Annotated in this window: 16 protein-coding genes; 3 read left to right on the forward strand and 13 right to left on the reverse strand. The window is 74.6% G+C overall.

Annotated features, from left to right (window positions below; all coding sequences use genetic code 11):
• Nucleotides 1–48: 48 nt before the first annotated feature.
• Nucleotides 49–1,299, reverse strand: coding sequence for a LuxR C-terminal-related transcriptional regulator (locus tag ACIGO8_RS17165; protein WP_399730572.1), 1,251 nt, complete (start codon nt 1,297–1,299; stop codon nt 49–51).
• 157 nt (nt 1,300–1,456) lie between these two features.
• On the opposite strand from ACIGO8_RS17165, the gene ACIGO8_RS17170 reads away from it, so the two are divergent.
• Nucleotides 1,457–2,875 carry an FAD-binding oxidoreductase gene (locus ACIGO8_RS17170; RefSeq protein WP_399730575.1) on the forward strand — a complete coding sequence of 473 codons (1,419 nt, stop codon included), beginning with the start codon at nt 1,457–1,459 and terminating at the stop codon, nt 2,873–2,875.
• Nucleotides 2,876–2,914: 39 nt separating this feature from the next.
• Nucleotides 2,915–4,234 (forward strand): MFS transporter, encoded by a 1,320-nt coding sequence (locus ACIGO8_RS17175; protein ID WP_399730578.1) that lies wholly within the window; start codon nt 2,915–2,917, stop codon nt 4,232–4,234.
• A gap of 239 nt (nt 4,235–4,473) precedes the next feature.
• Here ACIGO8_RS17175 and pdxH read toward each other — a convergent pair whose 3' ends face one another.
• The gene (gene pdxH / locus ACIGO8_RS17180; RefSeq protein WP_399731294.1) at nt 4,474–5,106 is read right to left on the reverse strand and encodes a pyridoxamine 5'-phosphate oxidase; all 633 of its coding nucleotides are present in this window, start codon (nt 5,104–5,106) and stop codon (nt 4,474–4,476) included.
• 256 nt (nt 5,107–5,362) lie between these two features.
• Here pdxH and ACIGO8_RS17185 point away from each other — a divergent pair, with 256 nt between their 5' ends.
• Nucleotides 5,363–6,463 (forward strand): citrate synthase 2, encoded by a 1,101-nt coding sequence (locus ACIGO8_RS17185; RefSeq protein ID WP_399730580.1) that lies wholly within the window; start codon nt 5,363–5,365, stop codon nt 6,461–6,463.
• A gap of 145 nt (nt 6,464–6,608) precedes the next feature.
• Here ACIGO8_RS17185 and ACIGO8_RS17190 read toward each other — a convergent pair whose 3' ends face one another.
• The 11 genes from ACIGO8_RS17190 to wrbA all read right to left on the reverse strand — a co-directional run bounded on the left by ACIGO8_RS17190 (nt 6,609) and on the right by wrbA (nt 19,194).
• Entirely contained in the window at nt 6,609–7,640 is a 1,032-nt protein-coding gene (locus ACIGO8_RS17190; protein WP_399730583.1) for an isopenicillin N synthase family dioxygenase, read from the reverse strand.
• A gap of 324 nt (nt 7,641–7,964) precedes the next feature.
• Nucleotides 7,965–8,543, reverse strand: coding sequence for a TetR/AcrR family transcriptional regulator (locus tag ACIGO8_RS17195; protein WP_399730586.1), 579 nt, complete (start codon nt 8,541–8,543; stop codon nt 7,965–7,967).
• Nucleotides 8,531–9,253 carry an enoyl-CoA hydratase family protein gene (locus ACIGO8_RS17200; protein WP_399730589.1) on the reverse strand — a complete coding sequence of 241 codons (723 nt, stop codon included), beginning with the start codon at nt 9,251–9,253 and terminating at the stop codon, nt 8,531–8,533. Before ACIGO8_RS17200 ends, ACIGO8_RS17195 begins: the two co-directional genes overlap by 13 nt.
• Nucleotides 9,250–10,836 (reverse strand): 4-coumarate--CoA ligase family protein, encoded by a 1,587-nt coding sequence (locus tag ACIGO8_RS17205; RefSeq protein WP_399730591.1) that lies wholly within the window; start codon nt 10,834–10,836, stop codon nt 9,250–9,252. The genes ACIGO8_RS17200 and ACIGO8_RS17205 overlap by 4 nt, the downstream gene beginning before the upstream one ends.
• Nucleotides 10,837–10,948: 112 nt before the next feature.
• Complete coding sequence (locus tag ACIGO8_RS17210) at nt 10,949–12,082, reverse strand: acyl-CoA dehydrogenase family protein (RefSeq protein ID WP_399730594.1); 1,134 nt, start codon at nt 12,080–12,082, stop codon at nt 10,949–10,951.
• Nucleotides 12,079–13,983, reverse strand: a complete 1,905-nt coding sequence (locus ACIGO8_RS17215; protein ID WP_399730597.1) for an acetyl/propionyl/methylcrotonyl-CoA carboxylase subunit alpha — start codon at nt 13,981–13,983, stop codon at nt 12,079–12,081. Before ACIGO8_RS17215 ends, ACIGO8_RS17210 begins: the two co-directional genes overlap by 4 nt.
• Before the next feature lie 10 nt (nt 13,984–13,993).
• On the reverse strand, nt 13,994–15,604 hold the full coding sequence (locus ACIGO8_RS17220; RefSeq protein ID WP_399730599.1) for an acyl-CoA carboxylase subunit beta: 1,611 nt from the start codon (nt 15,602–15,604) through the stop codon (nt 13,994–13,996).
• Nucleotides 15,601–17,367 carry an acyclic terpene utilization AtuA family protein gene (locus tag ACIGO8_RS17225; protein WP_399730602.1) on the reverse strand — a complete coding sequence of 589 codons (1,767 nt, stop codon included), beginning with the start codon at nt 17,365–17,367 and terminating at the stop codon, nt 15,601–15,603. Before ACIGO8_RS17225 ends, ACIGO8_RS17220 begins: the two co-directional genes overlap by 4 nt.
• Complete coding sequence (locus ACIGO8_RS17230; protein WP_399730605.1) at nt 17,364–18,176, reverse strand: TIGR03084 family metal-binding protein; 813 nt, start codon at nt 18,174–18,176, stop codon at nt 17,364–17,366. Before ACIGO8_RS17230 ends, ACIGO8_RS17225 begins: the two co-directional genes overlap by 4 nt.
• A 133-nt stretch (nt 18,177–18,309) precedes the next feature.
• On the reverse strand, nt 18,310–18,492 hold the full coding sequence (locus ACIGO8_RS17235) for a DUF1272 domain-containing protein (RefSeq protein WP_399730607.1): 183 nt from the start codon (nt 18,490–18,492) through the stop codon (nt 18,310–18,312).
• Between the two features lie 57 nt (nt 18,493–18,549).
• Nucleotides 18,550–19,194 carry an NAD(P)H:quinone oxidoreductase gene (gene wrbA / locus ACIGO8_RS17240; protein WP_399730610.1) on the reverse strand — a complete coding sequence of 215 codons (645 nt, stop codon included), beginning with the start codon at nt 19,192–19,194 and terminating at the stop codon, nt 18,550–18,552.
• Nucleotides 19,195–19,250 lie beyond the last annotated feature (56 nt).

Consider the following 19,250-nt stretch of genomic DNA (forward strand, 5'->3'; position numbering starts at 1 on the left):
CGTGACCCACGACACACCCCTTTCGGGGAAACCGGTTTCGGCCGTTCGTCAGTCGTGGACCCGTACGGTCCCGTGCTCCGCGAACGGCGCGTAGTACTCCGTGAACAGCCGCCCCACCAGCTCGCCGCGGCTGGAGACGCCGACCTTCTCGAAGACGCCCTTGACGTAGTCCCGGACGGTGTGCGGCGACAGGTGCAGCTCCTCGGCGATCTTCCCGGTCGGCAGCCCGCGCGCGACGAGGCGGGTCACCTCGGTCTCCCGCTCGGTCAGTTCGAAGGCGGCCACGATCAGCGGCACGATCTCGGAGGTCTTGGCGGGCTCGATCACCACGGCCGAGGGCCCGAGGCCGCCGTCCGCCTCGCGCAGGCAGGAGGCGTGGCACACCAGCCAGCGCCCGGAGCGCGTACGCACCCGCACGCGCGCGTGGCCACGGTCGCGGTCCTCGGCGACGGCGCGGGCCTTGAGCGCGGTGGCCTGCACCCAGGCGGGCACGCGCAGCCCCGAGGCGGCCGGGACGGCGGGCCCTTCGGGCAGGTCCGCGAGGTGGGCGCGGGCGTCGTCGTTGGCGGACAGCAGAGCGCCCGAGGCGTCGAAGAGGAGCAGTCCCGGGCCGTACGGCGAGTCCGGCAGCGGCTGCGGCGCGGTGCCCGCACCGTCCACGGCGTCCACACCGTCCCCGGCGTCCCGGGCGCCCATGCTGCCCTGGGTGCCCGCGAAGGAGCGCAGCTTGCGGGCGAGCGGCGTCACCAGGCTCGCGACGAGCCGGGTCTCGGCCGGCCCGAACGCCGGGCGGCCCCGGTCGCGGAAGAGGCTGATGTGGCCGTACGGGCGGCCGCCGACGCGCAGCACCGCCCGTAACTCGTCGTGCAGGCCGCGGGGTTTCATGAACGAGTGGTAGAGGCTGCTGCGGGCCGGCAGGTCGCCGGTGGTCTCCCGCAGGCCGGCGACCGGCACCTCGGCCCGCGCGAGGTCGCGGAAGAGGTTGACGTTCTCGGTGAAGAGCTCGGTCTCCCAGTAGACGGCGCAGCCGTGCTCGTCGAGGTTCTCGGCCCGGACCGGGGCGGCCATCATGCCGGTCTCCGGGTCCGTCACGCGCCAGACGGCGGCGTCGTACGGCACGAGCCGGCGCACGTGCCGGGACGCCTCGCCGAACATGCCGAGCGCGTCGCCGCTCCTCTCGGCCCGCGCGAGCAGTTCGGCGCGGGCGGACGCGATGCGGGCCGGCTCGGTGCGGGCCGACTCGACACGGGCGGACGCGATGCGGGCGGACGCGATGCGGGCGGACGCGATGCGGGTCATCCCTCGATCCTGACCGCCCGCGCGCGCGGGGCCAACCCCCCACTTGAGGGGGCCGGCCGGCGCCGGGTCCCTCGCGCGCGAGGGATGGGACGGCCCGCGCGCCGCGGAGAGACTCGGGGCCCTTCCCCGCCGCCGTACGCAGAAAGAGGGCTCCTCCATGGCTCAGCCGCCCCGCCCCACCGCACCCACCGCACCGACCGCACCCGCCGCGCCGCTGCCGCCGGCCGGCGCCGTCGGCCGGCACCGCGCCGAGGTCCAGGGCGAGGTCCTCGTACCGGGCGACCCGGGCTACGAGGCCGAGCTCGACGGCTTCAACCGGATCGGCCGGCACCGGCCCGCCCTCGTCGTCGGCGCCGTCACCGCCGGCGACGTCGCCGCCGCCGTCCGCCTCGGCGCCGAACTCGGGCTGCCGGTGGGCGTCCAGGCCACCGGCCACGGCATCGCCGGTGCCGCCGCCGAGGACGCCCTCCTGGTCTCCACCCGCCGGATGAACGCCGTCGCCGTCGACCCGGTCGCGCGGATCGCCCGCGTCGAGGCCGGCGCCCGCTGGCACCAGGTCATCGCGGCCGCCGCCTATCACGGCCTCGCGCCGCTCAACGGCTCCTCCCCGCTCGTCGGCGTCGTCGGCTACACCCTCGGCGGCGGCCTCGGCCCGCTCGGCCGGCTCCACGGCTGGGCGGCCGACCACGTCACCCGCGTCCACCTCGTCACCGCCGACGCCCGGCACCTCACCGTCACTCCCGACACGCACGGCGACCTGTTCTGGGCGCTGCGCGGCGGCAAGGGCAACTTCGGTGTCGTCACCGCCCTCGAGTTCGGGCTCGTGCCCGTCACCCGCCTCTACGGCGGCGGCCTGTACTTCCCCGGCGCCCAGGCCCGTGCCGTGCTCGACGCCTGGCGCCGCTGGACGGCGGACGTGCCCGAGACCCTGACCTCCTCCGTGGCCCTGCTCCGGCTGCCCGGACTGCGCCAGGTGCCCGGCCACCCGGCCGGCGCACTCGCCGTCCACGTCCGGATCGCCTTCACCGGCCCGCGGGAGGACGGCGAGGCGCTGCTGCGGCCGCTGCGCGCGGCGGGCACGCTCCTCGCCGACACGGTCGACGAGATGCCGTACCGCGATGTCGCCGAGATCCATCAGGACCCGACGGAGCCGCTCGCCTACCACGAACGCAACATCGTGCTGCGGGAGTTCGACGCGAAGGCCCTTGACGCGCTGCTCGCCGCGGCCGGCCCGGACAGCGGCTGCGGCGACCCGATGGTCGAGCTGCGGCACCTCGGCGGGGCGCTCTCCCGGCCGCCGGCGGTGCCCAGCGCCGTGGGCCGCGACGGGACGTTCGTCCTCTCCACGCTCCGCGCGCCCGGCTCGCCCGACGCCGTACTGCGCCGGCTCGCGCCCTGGTCCACCGGCCGCCGCTACCTCAACTTCCTCGCCGGGCCCGGCACCGACGGCATCGCCGACTGCTTCGACGAGGAGACCCACGCCCGGCTGCTCCAGGTCAAGAGGCGCTACGACCCGCGCAACCTCTTCCGCCTCGGCCACGCCCTCCTCCCCGGCGCCCTCCCCCACCCGTCCTGAGAACGCCACCCGTTCCGCATTCCGCTCCGAAGGAAACCCATGTCCACCGCTGCCACGGGCGTCCGCCACGGCGCCCTGTTCGGGCCCGCCGTCTTCGGCGTCACCGCCGCCGGTGTCGCCCTGCCCGACGTCGCGCGCGCCCTGCACGCCACGCCCGCCACCGCCGCCTGGGTGCTCACCGCCCACGCGCTCGCGCTCGGCGTCGGCACCGCCCTCTTCGGCCGGCTCACCGACGCCCGAGGCGTACGCACCTCGCTGCTCGTCGGCTCGCTCGTGCTCGCCGCCGGCGCCGTCGTGTGCCTGCTCGCCCCCGACCTCGGCGTGCTCGTCGCCGGGCGCTTCGTCCTCGCCGCCGGCTCCGGCGCCATGACCTCCGGCGCCCTGGCGCTGTCCGCCGCCGCGCCGCCGGAGGACCGGGCCCGGGTCCTCGGCGGATTCGGTGCCACCATGGCCGTCTTCTCCGCCGGCGCCACCCTCGCCGGCGGCGTCCTCACCCAGTGGGTGAGCTGGCGGATCGTGCTGGTCCTGCCCGCGCTCTCGCTGCTCGCCGTGCCGCCGTGCCTGCGCGCCGCCGCGGCCCGGGCGGGCAGCCGCAGGCCGCTGGACCTGCCCGGCGCGGCCCTCCTCACGGTCGCGGCCATGTCCTTCCTGCTGCTCGTCCAGGCGTACGCGCTCGGTCTGGCCGCACCCGCCGTGACCGCGCTCGCCGCCGTGCTCCTCGCCTCCCTGGGCGGCCTCGTCCGGCGGGTGCGCGCCGCCGAGGGCTCGTTCGTGCCGCGCCGGCTCGTCACCGACCGGGTGTTCCTGCGCGCCGCGCTCACCGGTGTCGGCGCGTACGCCGGACTGTTCGCCGCGATGTATCTGGTGCCGCAGATCCTCGTCGGCGGGCACCGCTGGAGCGTCCTCGCCGTCGGCGCCTGGCTGCTGCCGGGAGCGGCCGTCGGCGCCGTGCTGTCGCGGTTCGCGGGCCGGTTCGCGGGCGGCCGGGCCGGCACGGTGCTGCTCGGTCTGATCGCCCTCGCCATGGCCGTCGCGCTCGCCCTGTCGTCGGTCGTCGCCCACCCGGCGCCGCTGCTGGCCGGCGCCTCGCTCGGCTTCGCCGCCTTCGCCGTCACCCAGGTCGTCACCACGGCCCTGATACCCGTCTACGTGGAGCCTGCGCTGCGCGGCGGCGCGATGGGCCTGCTCAACCTGGCCTTCTTCGTGGGCGGCGGAGTCGGCAGCGCCACGGCCGGCGCGCTGGCGAAGTCGTGGGCGCCGGCCCACGTCCTCGCCGTGGTGGCGGTGTTTCCGCTGGTCGCGGCGGTGGGCGCGAAGGCTCTGAAAAAAGGGGTTGAAGGCGGGACGAGGGCTTCTTAAGGTGTGGGCACACGCGAAAGGAGGTGATCCGAAAAAATGGTTTCTTTTCGGACTCGTGAGGTGACTGCGGGCTAAGGCCTGCCGTCGCACTCTTGTGCACCTCGGCAGGCCTTCTGCCGACACCAACGCAGTCACCCGACCCGTGGGCCGCCGGTCAGTCCGGCCGGCTCCCGTCCGAACCTAGGCGGACGGGACCAAGGCCCACGGGTCGCCTGCGTTCACGAGGCGGCCGCGGCCCCTCAGGGCGAGAGCCGCTCCACCCGCCAGGACGCGGCGCCGTCCTCCCGCACGTACCGCAGCCGGTCGTGCAGCCGGTTCTCGTGGCCCTGCCAGAACTCCACCGTCTCCGGTACGACCCGGAAGCCGCCCCACTGCGGCGGCGCCGGCACCTGCTCGCCCTCCGGATAGCGGGCGGCCAGCTCCTCGTACCGGGCGAGCAGCTCGGCCCGCGACTCGATCACCGAGGACTGCTCACTGGCCCAGGCGCCCAGCTGGGAGCCGTGCGGGCGGGTGCGGAAGTAGGCCGCGGTCTCGTCCCGGCCGGTGCGGACGGCCTTGCCGGTGACGATCACCTGGCGGGCCAGCGGGTGCCAGGGGAAGAGCAGCGAGACGTACGGATTGGCCGCCAGTTCCCGGCCCTTGCGGGAGCCGTAGTTGGTGAAGAAGACGAATCCGGCCTCGTCGTAGTGCTTGAGCAGCACGGTGCGGGAGGACGGGCGGCCGTCGGGAGTGGCGGTGGAGACGACCATCGCGTTGGGCTCGTGGATCGCCGGATTGTCGGCGGTCTCCTTGAACCAGCGCGCGAACTGTCCGATCGGTTCGGGTGCGAGGTCCGCCACGGTCAACTCCATGGTCCGGTACTGCTCGCGCATGTCGGCGGGATCGAGAGCGTCGGTCACATGTCCCATCCTGCCGTAGGCCCCTGTCTACCCGGCACCGCATGCCGTTAACCCTCGTTCGCCGGATCGGCGGACTGTGCCGGATGTCACGCTTCCCCGCATCATCGGAACCGTACAGACTCAACGGCTGGATCACTGTTACGTCCCGCCAACCAGCCGGCCCGGATGATTGATCATCGATCATGATTGATCATCGATCAGGCCGCACTTCGCGCAGAGGAGCCGCCTCATGTCCGAGTTCGTACCCGGGCTCGAAGGAGTCGTCGCGTTCGAGACGGAGATCGCCGAGCCCGACAAGGAGGGCGGCGCCCTCCGCTACCGCGGTGTCGACATCGAGGACCTGGTCGGTCACGTCTCCTTCGGCAACGTCTGGGGCCTGCTGGTCGACGGCGCCTTCAACCCCGGCCTGCCCGCCGCCGAGCCCTTCCCGATCCCGGTGCACTCCGGCGACATCCGCGTCGACGTGCAGTCCGCGCTCGCCATGCTCGCGCCGGTCTGGGGCCTCAAACCGCTCCTGGACATCTCGGCCGAGGAGGCCCGCGACGACCTCGCCCGCGCCGCCGTCATGGCACTGTCCTACGTCGCCCAGTCGGCGCGCGGGCAGGGCCTGCCGATGGTGCCGCAGAGCGAGATCGACAAGGCGCAGTCCATCGTCGAGCGGTTCATGATCCGCTGGCGCGGCGAGCCGGACCCGAAGCACGTCAAGGCCGTCGACGCCTACTGGACCTCGGCCGCCGAGCACGGCATGAACGCCTCCACCTTCACCGCCCGCGTCATCGCCTCCACCGGCGCGGACGTGGCCGCGGCCCTGTCGGGCGCCGTCGGCGCCATGTCCGGCCCGCTGCACGGCGGCGCGCCGTCCCGCGTCCTCGGCATGATCGAGGAGATCGAGCGCACCGGCGACGCGACGGCGTACGTGAAGCAGGCGCTCGACAAGGGCGAGCGCCTGATGGGCTTCGGCCACCGCGTCTACCGCGCCGAGGACCCGCGCGCCCGCGTGCTGCGCCGTACGGCCAAGGAGCTGGCGGCGCCGCGCTTCGAGGTCGCCGAGGCGCTGGAGAAGGCCGCTCTGGAGGAGCTGCACAACCGCCGCCCGGACCGCGTGCTGGCCACGAACGTCGAGTTCTGGGCCGCGATCGTGCTCGACTTCGCCGAGGTCCCGGCGCACATGTTCACCTCGATGTTCACCTGCGCGCGCACGGCGGGCTGGTCGGCGCACATCCTGGAGCAGAAGCGCACCGGCCGCCTGGTCCGGCCGTCCGCCCGCTACACGGGCCCGGGCCAGCGCGACCCGCGCGAGATCGAGGGCTACGCCGACATCACCGGCTGACGGCCTGACGCCGGCGGACACCTGGCCGCCGGCGGTGCCGGCCGCGAGCGCTCACCGGGCGCGGGCGGTCACCGGGCCGCCGGCGCTCACCGGGCGCGGGCGGTCACCGGCGTCGCCCGCGCGTCGACGGCCGACGGGCGGGCGCTCACACCGGCATGGCCGGCCGGCTCGCCTCCGTCAGCAGCTCGGCGTGGTGGCGGGCCGCCGCCAGCGGGTGGGCGCGGAGCTTGCCCTTCAGCTCGTTGCGGCCGTACTCGGCGAAGAGCGGGTTCGCCGGGTCGGCCGTGACGCCGGGCGCCGCGGCCGCGTACGGGAACTCCAGCGGGGCGATCCGGGCGTCGAGCCGCGGGTTGTAGAAGAACGGGACGGAGAACCGTTCCGTCGCACCGGGCGGCGACACCACCCGGTGGTTGGTGGCGACGAGATAGCCGTCCGTCGCCACCTCGAGGAGCTCGCCCAGGTTCACCACGAACGCGCCCGGCAGCGGCGGCACGTCGTGGAAGAGCCCGTCCTCCCGCTGCACCTGGAGCCCGCCCACGTGGTCCTGCAGCAGCAGGGTGAGGAAGCCGTAGTCCTTGTGCGCGCCGACGCCCTGGTCGTCGCCCTCGCCGCTGCTGCCCGGGTAGCGCACCAGCTTGAGGTGCGGGTGGGCGCGCGGCCCGAAGGCGTCGTCGTAGAAGTCGGGCCGGGCGCCGATCGAGGCCAGCAGCTCGTGCAGCAGGCGCGCGGCGACGCCGGACAGCCGCTCGATCCAGTTCAGCGCGGCGAGCCGCAGCTCCGGGAGGGCGTCGGGCCACTGGTTCGGGCCCTGCAGCCACCAGTACGGCGGCTCTCCCGGCCCGGGTACGTGCGCGGGCCGCTCGGCGCCGATGTCCAGCTGGTCCCGCCAGTCCCGGGCACCGCCGGTCCGCTCGTCGCCGATCCGGGTGTAGCCGCGGAAGTGCGGCGAGTTCGTGGTGTCCAGGGCCAGCCGCTCCGCCTCGGGCAGCGCGAAGAAGGCCCGCATGGCGGAGGTGAGCGCCCGCGTCTCGGTCTCGGTCACGCCGTGCCCGACGAGCTGGAAGAAGCCCACGTCATGGGCGGCGGAGTGGAGCTGGGCGTGCAGGAGCCGCCGGGCCTGGGGCCCGCGGTCGGCTGCGGAGAGATCGACGATGGGGAGCTGCGAGGAGTACGTCATGGTGTGCGTCCGCGAGGGGTGTACGGCGCCCGGACCGATGCCTGGGAGGCGGGATGCCTCGAGGGCGGCCGGGCGGGGGTGGGGCTGGGGCCGGGGTCAGAGGTGTCCCGGACAGCCCATGCTCGCGACGCGGAGAAAATCCACGTGGCGGCGACGTACGAGCGAAAGCATGCGACCAGCGTACTGCGAGCCCGGAAAATCGGCGGTGGCGCACGTCACGGCCCGCACCCGGATCCCGGACCCTCGGCCCCGGAACGAACCGCCCGCCCGACAAACCGTCCGGCCGGCAGCCGCCCGCCCGACAAACAGACCGCCCGCCCGACGTCAGCCGAGGGCCTCGTCCAGCAGCTTCGCCCACTGCGCCACCACGCGTTCGCGGCGCGGCCGGTCGTCGGTGAGGAGGGTGGCGAGGCCGAGGCCGCGGGCCATGTCGAGGAGGCCCTGGACGGATTCGCGGACACCCGGGCGGGACTCGTCGGCGCCGAGCAGTTCGACGGCGATGCGGTGCGACTCGCGGCCCACGCGCGCCTCCAGCTCCGTGACGCGCGGCCGCAGCTGCTCCTCGTCGGAGGCGGCCACCCACAGGTGGAGGGCGGCGCGGAAGAGCGGGCCGGTGTAGAGGTCGACGAGGGCCGCGACCACGGCCCGCCGGTCCTGCGTCGGGATCGTCCGCAGCGCCTGGGAGCGTTCCTCCGCCACGTACTCGACCGCCGCCGTGAACAGGTCCTCCCGGGTCGGGAAGTGGTGCTGGGCCGCGCCGCGCGAGACGCCGGCCCGTTCGGCGACCACGGCGACCGTGGAGCCCGCCCAGCCGCGCTCGGCCAGGCAGGCCACGGCCGCCTCCAGGAGCCGCTGCCGGGTGGCGCGGCTCCTGTCCTGCTTCGGACCGGTCAGAGTCGCCAAGTGGGGTCCCGTCGTTCGAGGAAGGCCGTCATCCCTTCGCGCGCCTCGGGCGAGGCGAACAGCGAGGCGGACAACTGCACGAGTTCCTCCGCGTCCCGCTCGAAGGCTTCCAGGACTCTAGCCGTGACCAGTCGTTTGGCCTCGCGCAGCCCCTGCGGCGAGCCCTGCCGCAGCCCGTCGAGGACCGCGTCCAGGGCGTCGCTCCCCGCCGTCACCAGGCCCATGGCGCGCGCCTCGGCCACGCCGAAGAGCTCACCGGTCAGGTAGTAGCGGGCGGCGGCGCGCGGCTCCAGCTTGGGCAGCAGGGTCAGCGAGATCACGGCGGGCGCGACCCCGATCCGTACCTCCGTGAGCGCGAAGTCCGACTCGGGCGACGCGAGCACGACGTCGCAGGCGCCGAGCAGTCCGAGCCCGCCCGCCCGGGCGTGGCCGGCGACGACGCCGACGACCGGCTTCGGCAGGTCGACGATCTGCCGGAGCAGGTCGACGAAGGCGTACGGGCCGGGCGGCGCCTTCAGGTCGGCGCCGGCGCTGAACGTCGAGCCGGAGTGGGTCAGGACCACGGCCCGGACCGCCGGGTCCTTGCCGCACGCGGCGAGCGCGTCGGCGAGCTCGGTCACCAGCGGCGCGGACAGCGCGTTGCGGTTGGCGGCGGAGTCCAGGGTGAGCGTGGTGACGCCCCGGTCGTGGGCGATACGGAGGAGGCTCATGCGCGGTCCCTCAGTTCCCGGCGCAGGATCTTGCCCGACGCCGCTCGTGGCACGGTGTCGACGAACTCCACCTGCCGGATCTTCTTGTACGGGGCGACGCGCGCGGCCACGTGCGCCATGACGTCCTCGGCGGTCAGCCCGGGCGCGGCGGCCTGGCGCACCACGAACGCCTTGGGTATCTCCTCGCCGTCCGCGTCGGGCACGCCGATCACGGCGGCGTCGGCGACGCCCTCGTGGGTGAGCAGCAGCGCCTCCAGCTCGGCCGGAGGGACCTGGAAGCCCTTGTACTTGATGAGTTCCTTGACGCGGTCGACGACGTAGAGCCAGCCGTCCTCGTCGACGCGCCCGACGTCGCCGGTGTGCAGCCAGCCGTCGGCGTCGATCATCGCGGCGGTGGCCTCGGGCCGGCCGAGGTAGCCCTTCATGACCTGCGGGCCGCGGATCGCGATCTCGCCCTTCTCGCCGGGCGCCGCGTCCTCGGCCGGGTCGTCGAGCGAGACGAGCCGCATCTCGGTGCCGGGCAGCAGCTTGCCGACGGTGCCGGGCGGCGGGTTCTGGGCGGTGAGCGGCACCAGGTGGGTGGCCGGGGACAGTTCCGTCATCCCGTACGCCTGGAGGATCGGCGGCAGGCCGAGCCGCTGCGAACAGGCCTGGGCGAGCGCCGCGTCGAGCGGGGCGGCGGAGCAGACGACGTACCGCAGCGAGGACAGGTCGTAGTCGGCGACCGCCGGATGCTTGGCGAGCGCGAGGACGATCGGCGGCGCCACGTACAGGGCGTTGATGCGGTGCTTCTCGATGGCGGCGAGGAAGCCGTCGAGTTCGAAGCGGGGCAGCACGACGACGGTGGCGCCGCGCCGCAGCGGGGCGTTCATCAGCGCCGTGAGGCCGTACACGTGGAAGAACGGCAGGACCGCCAGGATCCGGTCGCCCGGTCCCATCGGCATCAGCGGTTCGAGCTGGGCGAGGTTGGTGGCGACGGAGGCGTGGGTGAGCATCACACCCTTGGGCACACCGGTCGTGCCGGAGGAGTACGGCAGGGCGGCGACGTCGTTCGCCGGGTCGACGGCGAGCACCGGCTCGGGCGCGTCACCGGCGAGGAACTCCTGCAGCGAGCGGCCCCCGTCGCCGTCGGGCGCGGTGTCGCAGACGAATATCTCCTCGACGCCGCCCGCGCGTTCGGCCGCGGCGCGGGCGGCACCGAGCAGCGGCGACACGGTGACGATCCAGCGCGCCCGGGAGTCCCGCAGCTGCTGGGCGAACTCCTCGGGCGTGGCGAGCGGATGCACGGTGGTGACGGCCGCGCCGGCGCGCGTGGCGGCGTAGAACGCGACGGGAAACAGCACCGAGTTGGGGCTGTGCAGCGCGATCACGTCACCCTGCCGCACCCCGGCCGCCGCCAGCCCCGCCGCCACCCGCCGGTGGAACGCGTCCACCTGCCCGTACGTGAGCGTCAGCGCCTCCTCGCCCCCGGTCCCGTCGATGAGCGCCGGCAGCTCACCGAACTCGGCGGCACGCCCGAGAACGGCGTCGTGGATGGGCAGACCGACCACCGGAACATCCGCGTACTCGCTGCGAAACACCATGCGTGCGTGCCCCCTGACTCTGGGTGTCGTCTGGCGACAGGATGTCGTGTGCGGGTGCGGCTTGGGGAGACCCTGGCAGCGCGGAGCCGCTTCTGCCCCCCCCTCCGCCCGCTCAGTAGGACTTGGGCAGGCCCAGGGTCTGGTGGGAGACGAAGTTGAGGATCATCTCCCGGCTGACCGGGGCGATCCGGGCCACGCGGGCCGCGGTGACGAGGCGGGCGAGGCCGAACTCGCGGGTGAGGCCGTTGCCGCCGAGGGTGTGGACGGCCTGGTCGACGGCCCGTACGCAGGCCTCGGCGGCGGCGTACTTGGCCATGTTGGCGGCCTCGCCGGCCGCCAGGTCGTCGCCCGCGTCGTAGAGGGCGGCCGCCTTGCGCATCATCAGGCGGGCGAGTTCGAGTTCGATGTGGGCCTGGGCCAGCGGGTGGGCGATGGCCTGGTGGGCGCCGATCGGCGTCTTCCAGACCTGGCGTTCCCTGGCGTACCTGACCGCCTGGGCGAGGGCGTAACGGCCCATGCCGAGCGCGAAGGCGGCGGTCATGATCCGCTCGGGGTTGAGGCCGGCGAAGAGCTGGAGCAGGCCGGCGTCCTCGTCGCCGACGAGGGCGTCGGCGGGCAGGTGGACGTCGTCGAGGGTGAGTTCGAACTGCTTCTCCTCGGCGGCGAGTTCCATCTCGATCGAGCGGCGCCCGAAGCCGGGCGTGTCGCGCGGGACGATGAAGAGGCATGCCTTGAGGTTGCCGGTGCGGGCGTCGGAGGTGCGGCCGACGATCAGTGTGGCGTCGGCTATGTCGACGCCGGAGACGAAGACCTTGCGGCCGTTGAGCACCCAGCCGTCCTCGGTGCGGGTGGCCGTGGTGGTGATGCGGTGGGAGTTGGAGCCGGCGTCGGGCTCGGTGATGCCGAAGGCCATGGTGCGGGTGCCGTCGGCGAGGCCCGGCAGCCAGGCCTCCTTCTGCGCCGGGGTGCCGAAGCGGGCGATGACCGTGCCGCAGATCGCGGGCGACACGACCATCATCAGCAGCGGGGCGCCGGCGGCGCCGGCCTCCTCCAGGACGATGGACAGTTCGGCCATGCCGCCGCCACCGCCGCCGTACTCCTCGGGCAGGTTGACGCCGAGGTAGCCGAGTTTGCCGGCCTCGGCCCACAGGGCGGCCCGGTCGAAGCCGGGGCCGTGGCGGTGGCCGAGGGCGGAGACGGCGGCGCGCAGGGCGGTGTGTTCCGGGGACTCGATGAGCGTGCTCATGCGGATGCTTCCTCCTGGGCGGGCTGGACGACGGCGAGCAGGGCGCCGACCTCGACCTGGCGGCCGGGTGCGGCGTGGAGCGCGGTGAGCGTGCCGGAGGCGGGCGCGGTGACCCGGTGTTCCATCTTCATGGCCTCCAGCCAGAGCAGCGGCTGCCCGGCCTCGACCGGGTCGCCGACGGCGAGGCCCTCGGCGACGCGGACGACGGTGCCGGGCATGGGCGCGAGCAGCGAGCCGGGCGCCCGCTGCTCGGCGGGGTCGGGGAAGCGGGGCTCGGCGGTGAGGCGGTGGCGGCCGACGTGGACGGTGCTGTCGCCGTAGCGGTCGACGGTGTGGTCGCGGACGACGCCGTCGACCTCGAGTCGGACGCGGCCGGGTGTCACGGCGACGGCCCGGATCCCGGCCGGCCGCGTCACCTCGAATCCGCCCTCGCGCGTCGGCCGGTAGCGGACCTCCTGTCCTCCGTACGTCCTGGTCTCGTCCTGCGAGCGCACGTTGCGCCAGCCGCCGCCGAACCGGCCCCGGCGGCCCGCCGCCTCGGCCAGCGCCGCCGCGACCGCCGCCTCCTCCTCGCCGGGCAGGGGCCCGGTCAGCTCGGTCAGGTGCCGCTCGTAGAAGCCGGTGCCGAGCCGGTCGGGGTCGGCGAAGCCGGGGTGCCGGAGGGAGGCGACGAGCAGGTCGCGGTTGGTGACGGGACCGTGGACGCGGGCCCGTTCCAGGACGCGGGCGAGGACGCGGACGGCTTCGGCGCGGGTGGGCGCGCGGGCGACGACCTTGGCGAGCATGGCGTCGTAGTGGACGCCGACGGTGTCGCCGGAGGCGTAGCCGGTGTCGACGCGGACGCCCGGCCCGGCGGGCAGGTCGAAGGTGTGCAGGACGCCGGTCTGCGGCGCCCAGCCGGCGGCCGGGTCCTCCGCGTACAGGCGGGCCTCGACGGCGTGCCCGCGCGGCGCCGGCGGCTGCGGCGGCAGGGCGCGGCCCTCGGCGACGGCGAGCTGGAGGGCGACCAGGTCGACGCCGTACACCTCCTCGGTGACCGGGTGCTCGACCTGGAGGCGGGTGTTCATCTCCAGGAAGTGCGCCCGCGGCCGCGGGCCGCTCTCGACCAGGAACTCCACGGTGCCGGCGCCGACGTAGCCGACGGCCTTGGCGGCCGCCGCCGACCGCTCGTACAGCGAGTCGGCGAGGCCGGGCGGCAGGCCGGGTGCCGGCGCCTCCTCGATGACCTTCTGGTGGCGGCGCTGGAGCGAGCAGTCGCGGGTGCCGAGCGTCCACACGGTGCCGTGGGTGTCGGCGAGGATCTGCACCTCGACGTGGCGGCCGTCCTCCACGTACGGCTCGACGAACACCTCGCCGTCACCGAACGCGCTCAGCGCCTCCGCCGAAGCCGCCGCCAACTCTGCCTCCAGCGCGCCGAGTTCGCGTACGACACGCATGCCGCGGCCGCCGCCGCCCGCCGCCGCCTTCACCAGGACGGGCAGGTCGGCGCCGGTGAGCGAGGCGGCGTCGAGAGGCGCGACGCCGAGGAGCTGCTTGGCGCGGGTCTTGGAGGCCATCGCCTCGATCGCGGCCGGCGGCGGCCCGATCCACCGCAGACCGGCCTCGGTCACCGCCCGCGCGAATTCCTTGTTCTCGGAGAGGAATCCGTAGCCGGGATGCACGGCGTCCGCGCCGGCCGCGAGCGCCGCCTTCACCACCAGGTCGCCGCGCAGATACGTCTCCGCCGGCGTCGCGCCCGGCAGCCGTACGGCCGCGTCCGCCTCCCGTACGTGCAGGGCGTCGGCGTCCGCGTCGGAGTAGACCGCGACGGTGGCGATGCCCAGGTCGCGGCAGGTGCGGAAGACCCGGCAGGCGATCTCGCCCCGGTTCGCCACGAGGACGGACGTGATGAGCTCGGTCATGACAGGGGCCTCACATTCGGAAGACGCCGAAGCCGCCGCGCGCGCCCTCGACCGGTGCCGTGTGGATCGCGGACAGGCAGAGCCCGAGGACGGTGCGCGTGTCGCGCGGGTCGATGACCCCGTCGTCGTACAGCCGCCCGGACAGGAACATCGGCAGCGACTCGCTCTCGATCTGCGCCTCCACCAGCGCGCGCAGTCCGGCGTCCTGCTCCTCGTCGTACGGCTGTCCCTTCGCCGCCGCCGACGCGCGGGCGACGATCGAGAGCACGCCGGCCAGCTGCTGCGGGCCCATCACCGCCGACTTGGCGCTCGGCCAGGCGAACAGGAAGCGCGGGTCGTAGGCCCGGCCGCACATGCCGTAGTGCCCGGCGCCGTACGAGGCTCCCATCAGCACGGACAGGTGCGGGACGGTGGAGTTCGACACCGCGTTGATCATCATCGCGCCGTGTTTGATGATGCCGCCCTGCTCGTACTCCTTGCCGACCATGTAGCCGGTGGTGTTGTGCAGGAAGAGCAGGGGGATGTCCCGCTGGTTGGCCAGCTGGATGAACTGCGCCGCCTTCTGCGACTCGGCCGAGAAGAGCACGCCCTGCGCGTTGGCGAGGACGCCGACCGGATAGCCGTGCAGCCGCGCCCAGCCCGTCACCAGGCTCGGCCCGTACAGCGGCTTGAACTCGTCGAAGTCCGAGCCGTCCACCAGCCGGGCGATCACCTCGCGCGGGTCGAACGGCGTCTTCAGGTCGCCCGGCACGATCCCGAGGAGTTCCTCCGCGTCGTACTTCGGCGGCTCGACGACGGTCCCGTCCGCACCGGGATCGGGGTGGTGCTTGCGGTGGTTGAGCCGGGCGACGATCCGGCGGGCCTGGCGCAGCGCGTCGGCCTCGTCGAGGGCGTAGTGGTCGGCGAGCCCGCTGGTCCGGGCGTGCATCTCGGCGCCGCCGAGCGACTCGTCGTCGCTCTCCTCGCCGGTCGCCATCTTCACCAGCGGCGGACCGCCGAGGAAGACCTTCGAACGCTCCTTGATCATCACCGTGTGGTCGGACATGCCGGGCACATAGGCGCCGCCGGCCGTCGAGTTGCCGAAGACGACCGCGACGGTCGGGATGCCCGCGGCGGACAGCCGGGTCAGGTCGCGGAACAGCGCACCGCCCGGGATGAAGATCTCCTTCTGGGAGGGCAGGTCCGCGCCGCCGGACTCGACGAGCGAGACGACCGGCAGCCGGTTGGCGAACGCGATCTCGTTGGCGCGCAGCGCCTTGCGCAGCGTCCAGGGGTTGGAGGCGCCGCCGCGTACGGTCGGGTCGTTGGCGGTGATCAGGCACTCGACGCCCTCGACGACCCCGATGCCGGTGACGAGCGAGGCGCCGACCGGGTAGTCGCTGCCCCAGGCGGCGAGCGGCGACAGCTCCAGGAAGGGACTGTCGGGATCGACGAGCAGCTCGATCCGCTCGCGGGCGAGCAGCTTGCCGCGCCGCCGGTGCCGCTCGGTGTACTTCTCGCCGCCGCCGGCCAGCGCCTTGGCGTGCTCGGCGTCGAGGGCGGCGAGCTTCTCCAGCATGGCGGCGCGGTGGGCGGCGTAGTCGGGTCCGCCGGTGTCGAGGGCGGAGGCGAGGACGGTCACTGCGGTACCTCCAGAAGGTCCACCGGTATGTCGAGGTGGCGGGAGCGGAGCCATTCGCCGAGGGCCTTGGCCTGTGGGTCGAAGCGGGCCTGGGAGGCGACGCCCTCGCCGAGCAGCCCGGTCACGGTGAAGTTGACCGCCCGCAGCCGCGGCAGCACGTGCCGCTCGACGGGGAGTTCCTTCGTCTCCGGAAGCAACTCCCGGAAGCGGTCGACGGTGAGCGTGTGCGCCAGCCATCGCCACTGCTGCTCGGTGCGCACCCACACGCCGACGTTCGCGTCGCCGCCCTTGTCGCCGCTGCGGGCCCCGGCGACGTGCCCGAGCGGGGCCCGGAGCGTCGGGCCGGGCGGCAGCGGCGGCGGAAGCTCCGGCTCCGGTACGGCTTCCAGGGCCCGGGTCCGCGGCGGTACGGGCACGGCGACGCGGGTCCCGTCGGGCAGCACGGCCGTGTGCGGCACCTCGCCGGCCGGCACGTACGCGCTCTCGAAGACCCCGTACGGGGCGCCCTTGCCGGGCGGCGCGGTGACGTGGAAGCCGGGATAGCTCGCGAGCGCCAGCTCGATCGCGGCGCCGGTGACGGCGCGGCCGACGGCCTCCGGGGCCGGGTCGCGGACGACGAGCCGGAGCAGCGCGCTCGCGGTCTCCTCCGTGTCGGCGTCGGGCCGGTCGGTGCGGACGAGCTCCCAGCGGACCTCGGCGGGCGCGGCGGGGCCGGGCGCGGCCTGGCCGAGCGCGTCCGGGGCGAGCGCGTCGGGGCCGAGCGCGTCCGGGCCGGGCGCGGCCGGGCTGAGCGCGTCGGTGACCTGCTCGCGCACCAGGGCCGCCTTCGCCTCGATGTCGAGGCCGGTCAGCACGAAGACGACCTCGTTGCGGAAGCCGCCGAGCCGGCAGAGCCCCACCTTGAGCGTGGGCGGCGGCGCCTCGCCGCGCACGCCGTCGATCCTGACCCGGTCCGGGCCCTCCTGGGTGAGCCGCACGGTGTCGAGCCGGGCGGTGACGTCGGGACCGGCGTAGCGGGCGCCGGCCGTCTCGTACAGCAGCTGGGCGGTGACGGTGCCCAGGTCGACCAGGCCGCCCGTGCCCGGGTGCTTGGTGACGACCGCGCTGCCGTCCTCGTGGAGTTCGGCGAGCGGGAAGCCGGGCCGGCGCAGCGCGCGCGGGTCGTGCTCGGCGAAGAAGGCGTAGTTGCCGCCGGTGGCCTGGGTGCCGCACTCCAGGACGTGCCCGGCGACGACCGCGCCGGCCAGCCGGTCGTAGTCCTGCGGGCCCCAGCCGAAGAACCACTGCGCCGGCCCGGTGACGAGGGCGGCGTCCGTGACCCGGCCGGTGACGACGACGTCGGCGCCGGCCGCCAGGCAGGCGGCGATCCCGCCGCCGCCGAGGTAGGCGTTGGCCGCCAGGACGCCGTCCGCGGCCGGGAGCCGGTCGCCCTCGACGTGCGCGATCCGGGCCGGCACGCCGAGCCGGGCGGCGAGGGCGCGCAGGGCGTCGGCGAGACCGGCCGGGTTGAGGCCGCCGGCGTTGGCGACGATCCGGACGCCGCGCTCGTGGGCGAGGCCGAGGCCCTCCTCCATCTGCCGCAGAAAGGTTTTCGCGTAACCGGCGGACGGGTCCTTGAGCAGGTCGCGGCCGAGGATGAGCATGGTCAGCTCGGCGAGGTAGTCGCCGGTGAGGACGTCGAGCCCGCCGCCGGTGAGCATCTCCCGTACGGCGTCGAAGCGGTCGCCGTAGAAGCCGGAGGCGTTGCCGATCCGCAGGATCACTCCCCGGCCCCCTTCGCCGGCCGGCCCGCGCCCGCCGGGCCGGCGAAGGCCTGCGCGATGCCCAGCCACTCCTCGGCGTCGGCGCCGCGCGCGACGAGGGCGGTGTCGGCGCGGTGCACCCGCTGGGTGACGAGCAGACAGAAGTCCAGCGCGGGCCCGGTGATCACCTGCCCGGCGTCCTCGGGGCCGTACGTCCACACCTCACCGTCCGGCGCAGCGAGGCCGTCCGGCGGGGCGAGTTCGAGCCGGAAGGGCTCGGCGGGCGGGGTGAGACCGCGCACGAGGTACGCGTAGTCGCGGGCTCGCAGCCCGATCCAGGCCACGTGCCGCAGCCGGGCGGTGGGCTCGCGTACGACTCCGAGGGCGTCGGCCACGTCCTGGCCGTGCGCCCAGGTCTCCATCAGCCGGGCGGTCGCGAGCGAGGCGGCGCTCATCGCGGGCCCGTACCAGGGAAAACGGGTGCCGGGCGGGGCCTCGCGCAGGACCCGGTGCAGCCGCTCGCGGCCGTCCCGCCAGCGGGCGAGCAGCGCGGCGGGCGGCAGCGCCGCGCCTTCCTCGGCGCCGTCGTCGACGAAGCGGTCGGGCGCGGCGAGCGCCTTCTCGGTCTCGGCGGCGAAGGCCTCGGGATCGGTCGCGGCGAGCAGCGCGGCGGCGTCGGTCCAGGCGAGGTGGGCGATCTGATGGGCGACCGTCCAGCGCGGCGCGGGCGTGGGCGCGGCCCACTGCTCGTCGCGCAACTCCCGGACGAGAGCGTCCAGTTCCTCGCTCTCGGCACGCAGGTCGTCCAGGACGACGGCGGGGTCGGACACGGAGCGCTCCCCTCGGGGACGGCGGGTCACGGACGTGCGTGAGGAGCATGGCAGCCGGGCGAGAAACAATCAAGCGTGCTTGCTTTAGATGTGTCCTCGTCCCGGCACGCGGCCCGCGGACCCGCCGTCGCCGTCAGGCGGCGGCGCGGCGCGGTCGGGCGACGAGTTCACCGCCGCAGTTCGGGCACACGTCGTGCATCGCGTCGGCGCACGGCACGCAGAAGGTGCACTCGTACGTACAGATCCGGGCGGGAGCGTCGACGGGCAGGGTGGTCGTCTCACAGCGTTCGCAGAGTTCGCGCATTTCAAGGGCCATGTCCGGGAGCGTAGTTCGCCCCGAGGCGGGCGGGGCGGGGTGGGGGCGGACCGGGGCTCAGGCGGCGGCGCGGCCGGCCTTCAGGAAGGCCGCCGTCTCGGCCACCCGGCGGGCCTGGAAGCGCGCCGCCTCCAGGGCCACCTCGTCGGGCAGCCCGCCGGCGGCCACGGACGAGGCGCCGTACGGATTGCCCGACCGGAACTGGACGGGGTCGGTGTAACCGGGCGGCACGATCACGCCGCCCCAGTGGTAGAAGGTGTTCGACAGCGCCAGGATCGTGGACTCCTGCCCGCCGTGGGCGGTGTTGGACGCGGTGAACGCCGAGTACACCTTGTCCGCGAGCCGGCCCTGGAACCACAGCGGCCCCGTCGTGTCGATGAACGCCCGCAGCTGGACGGCCGGGTTGCCGAACCGCGTCGGCGTCCCGAACAGCACCGCGTCCGCCCACTCCAGGTCCTCGTGACCCGCCTCGGCCACATCGGCCGTCTCCTCCAGGTGCCGGGCCCACTCCGGCCGCGCGCCGACCGCCTCCGGCGGAGCCGTCTCGGCCACCTTGCGCAGCCGCACGTCGGCGCCGGCCTTCTCCGCGCCCTCGACGGCGGCCCGCGCGAGCGCGTGCACGGTGCCGGTGCTGCTGTAGTAGACGACCGCGACCTTCACCGTCGCCGCTGCTCCTGCTTCTGCTTCTGTTTTCGTGTCCATGCCCGGTACGACGACAGAGCCCCGGCAGATGTGAGGCGAGAGCGCCCCGGCCGGCC

This window comes from Streptomyces sp. NPDC053493, assembly GCF_044544825.1.
Lineage (GTDB): Bacteria > Actinomycetota > Actinomycetes > Streptomycetales > Streptomycetaceae > Streptomyces.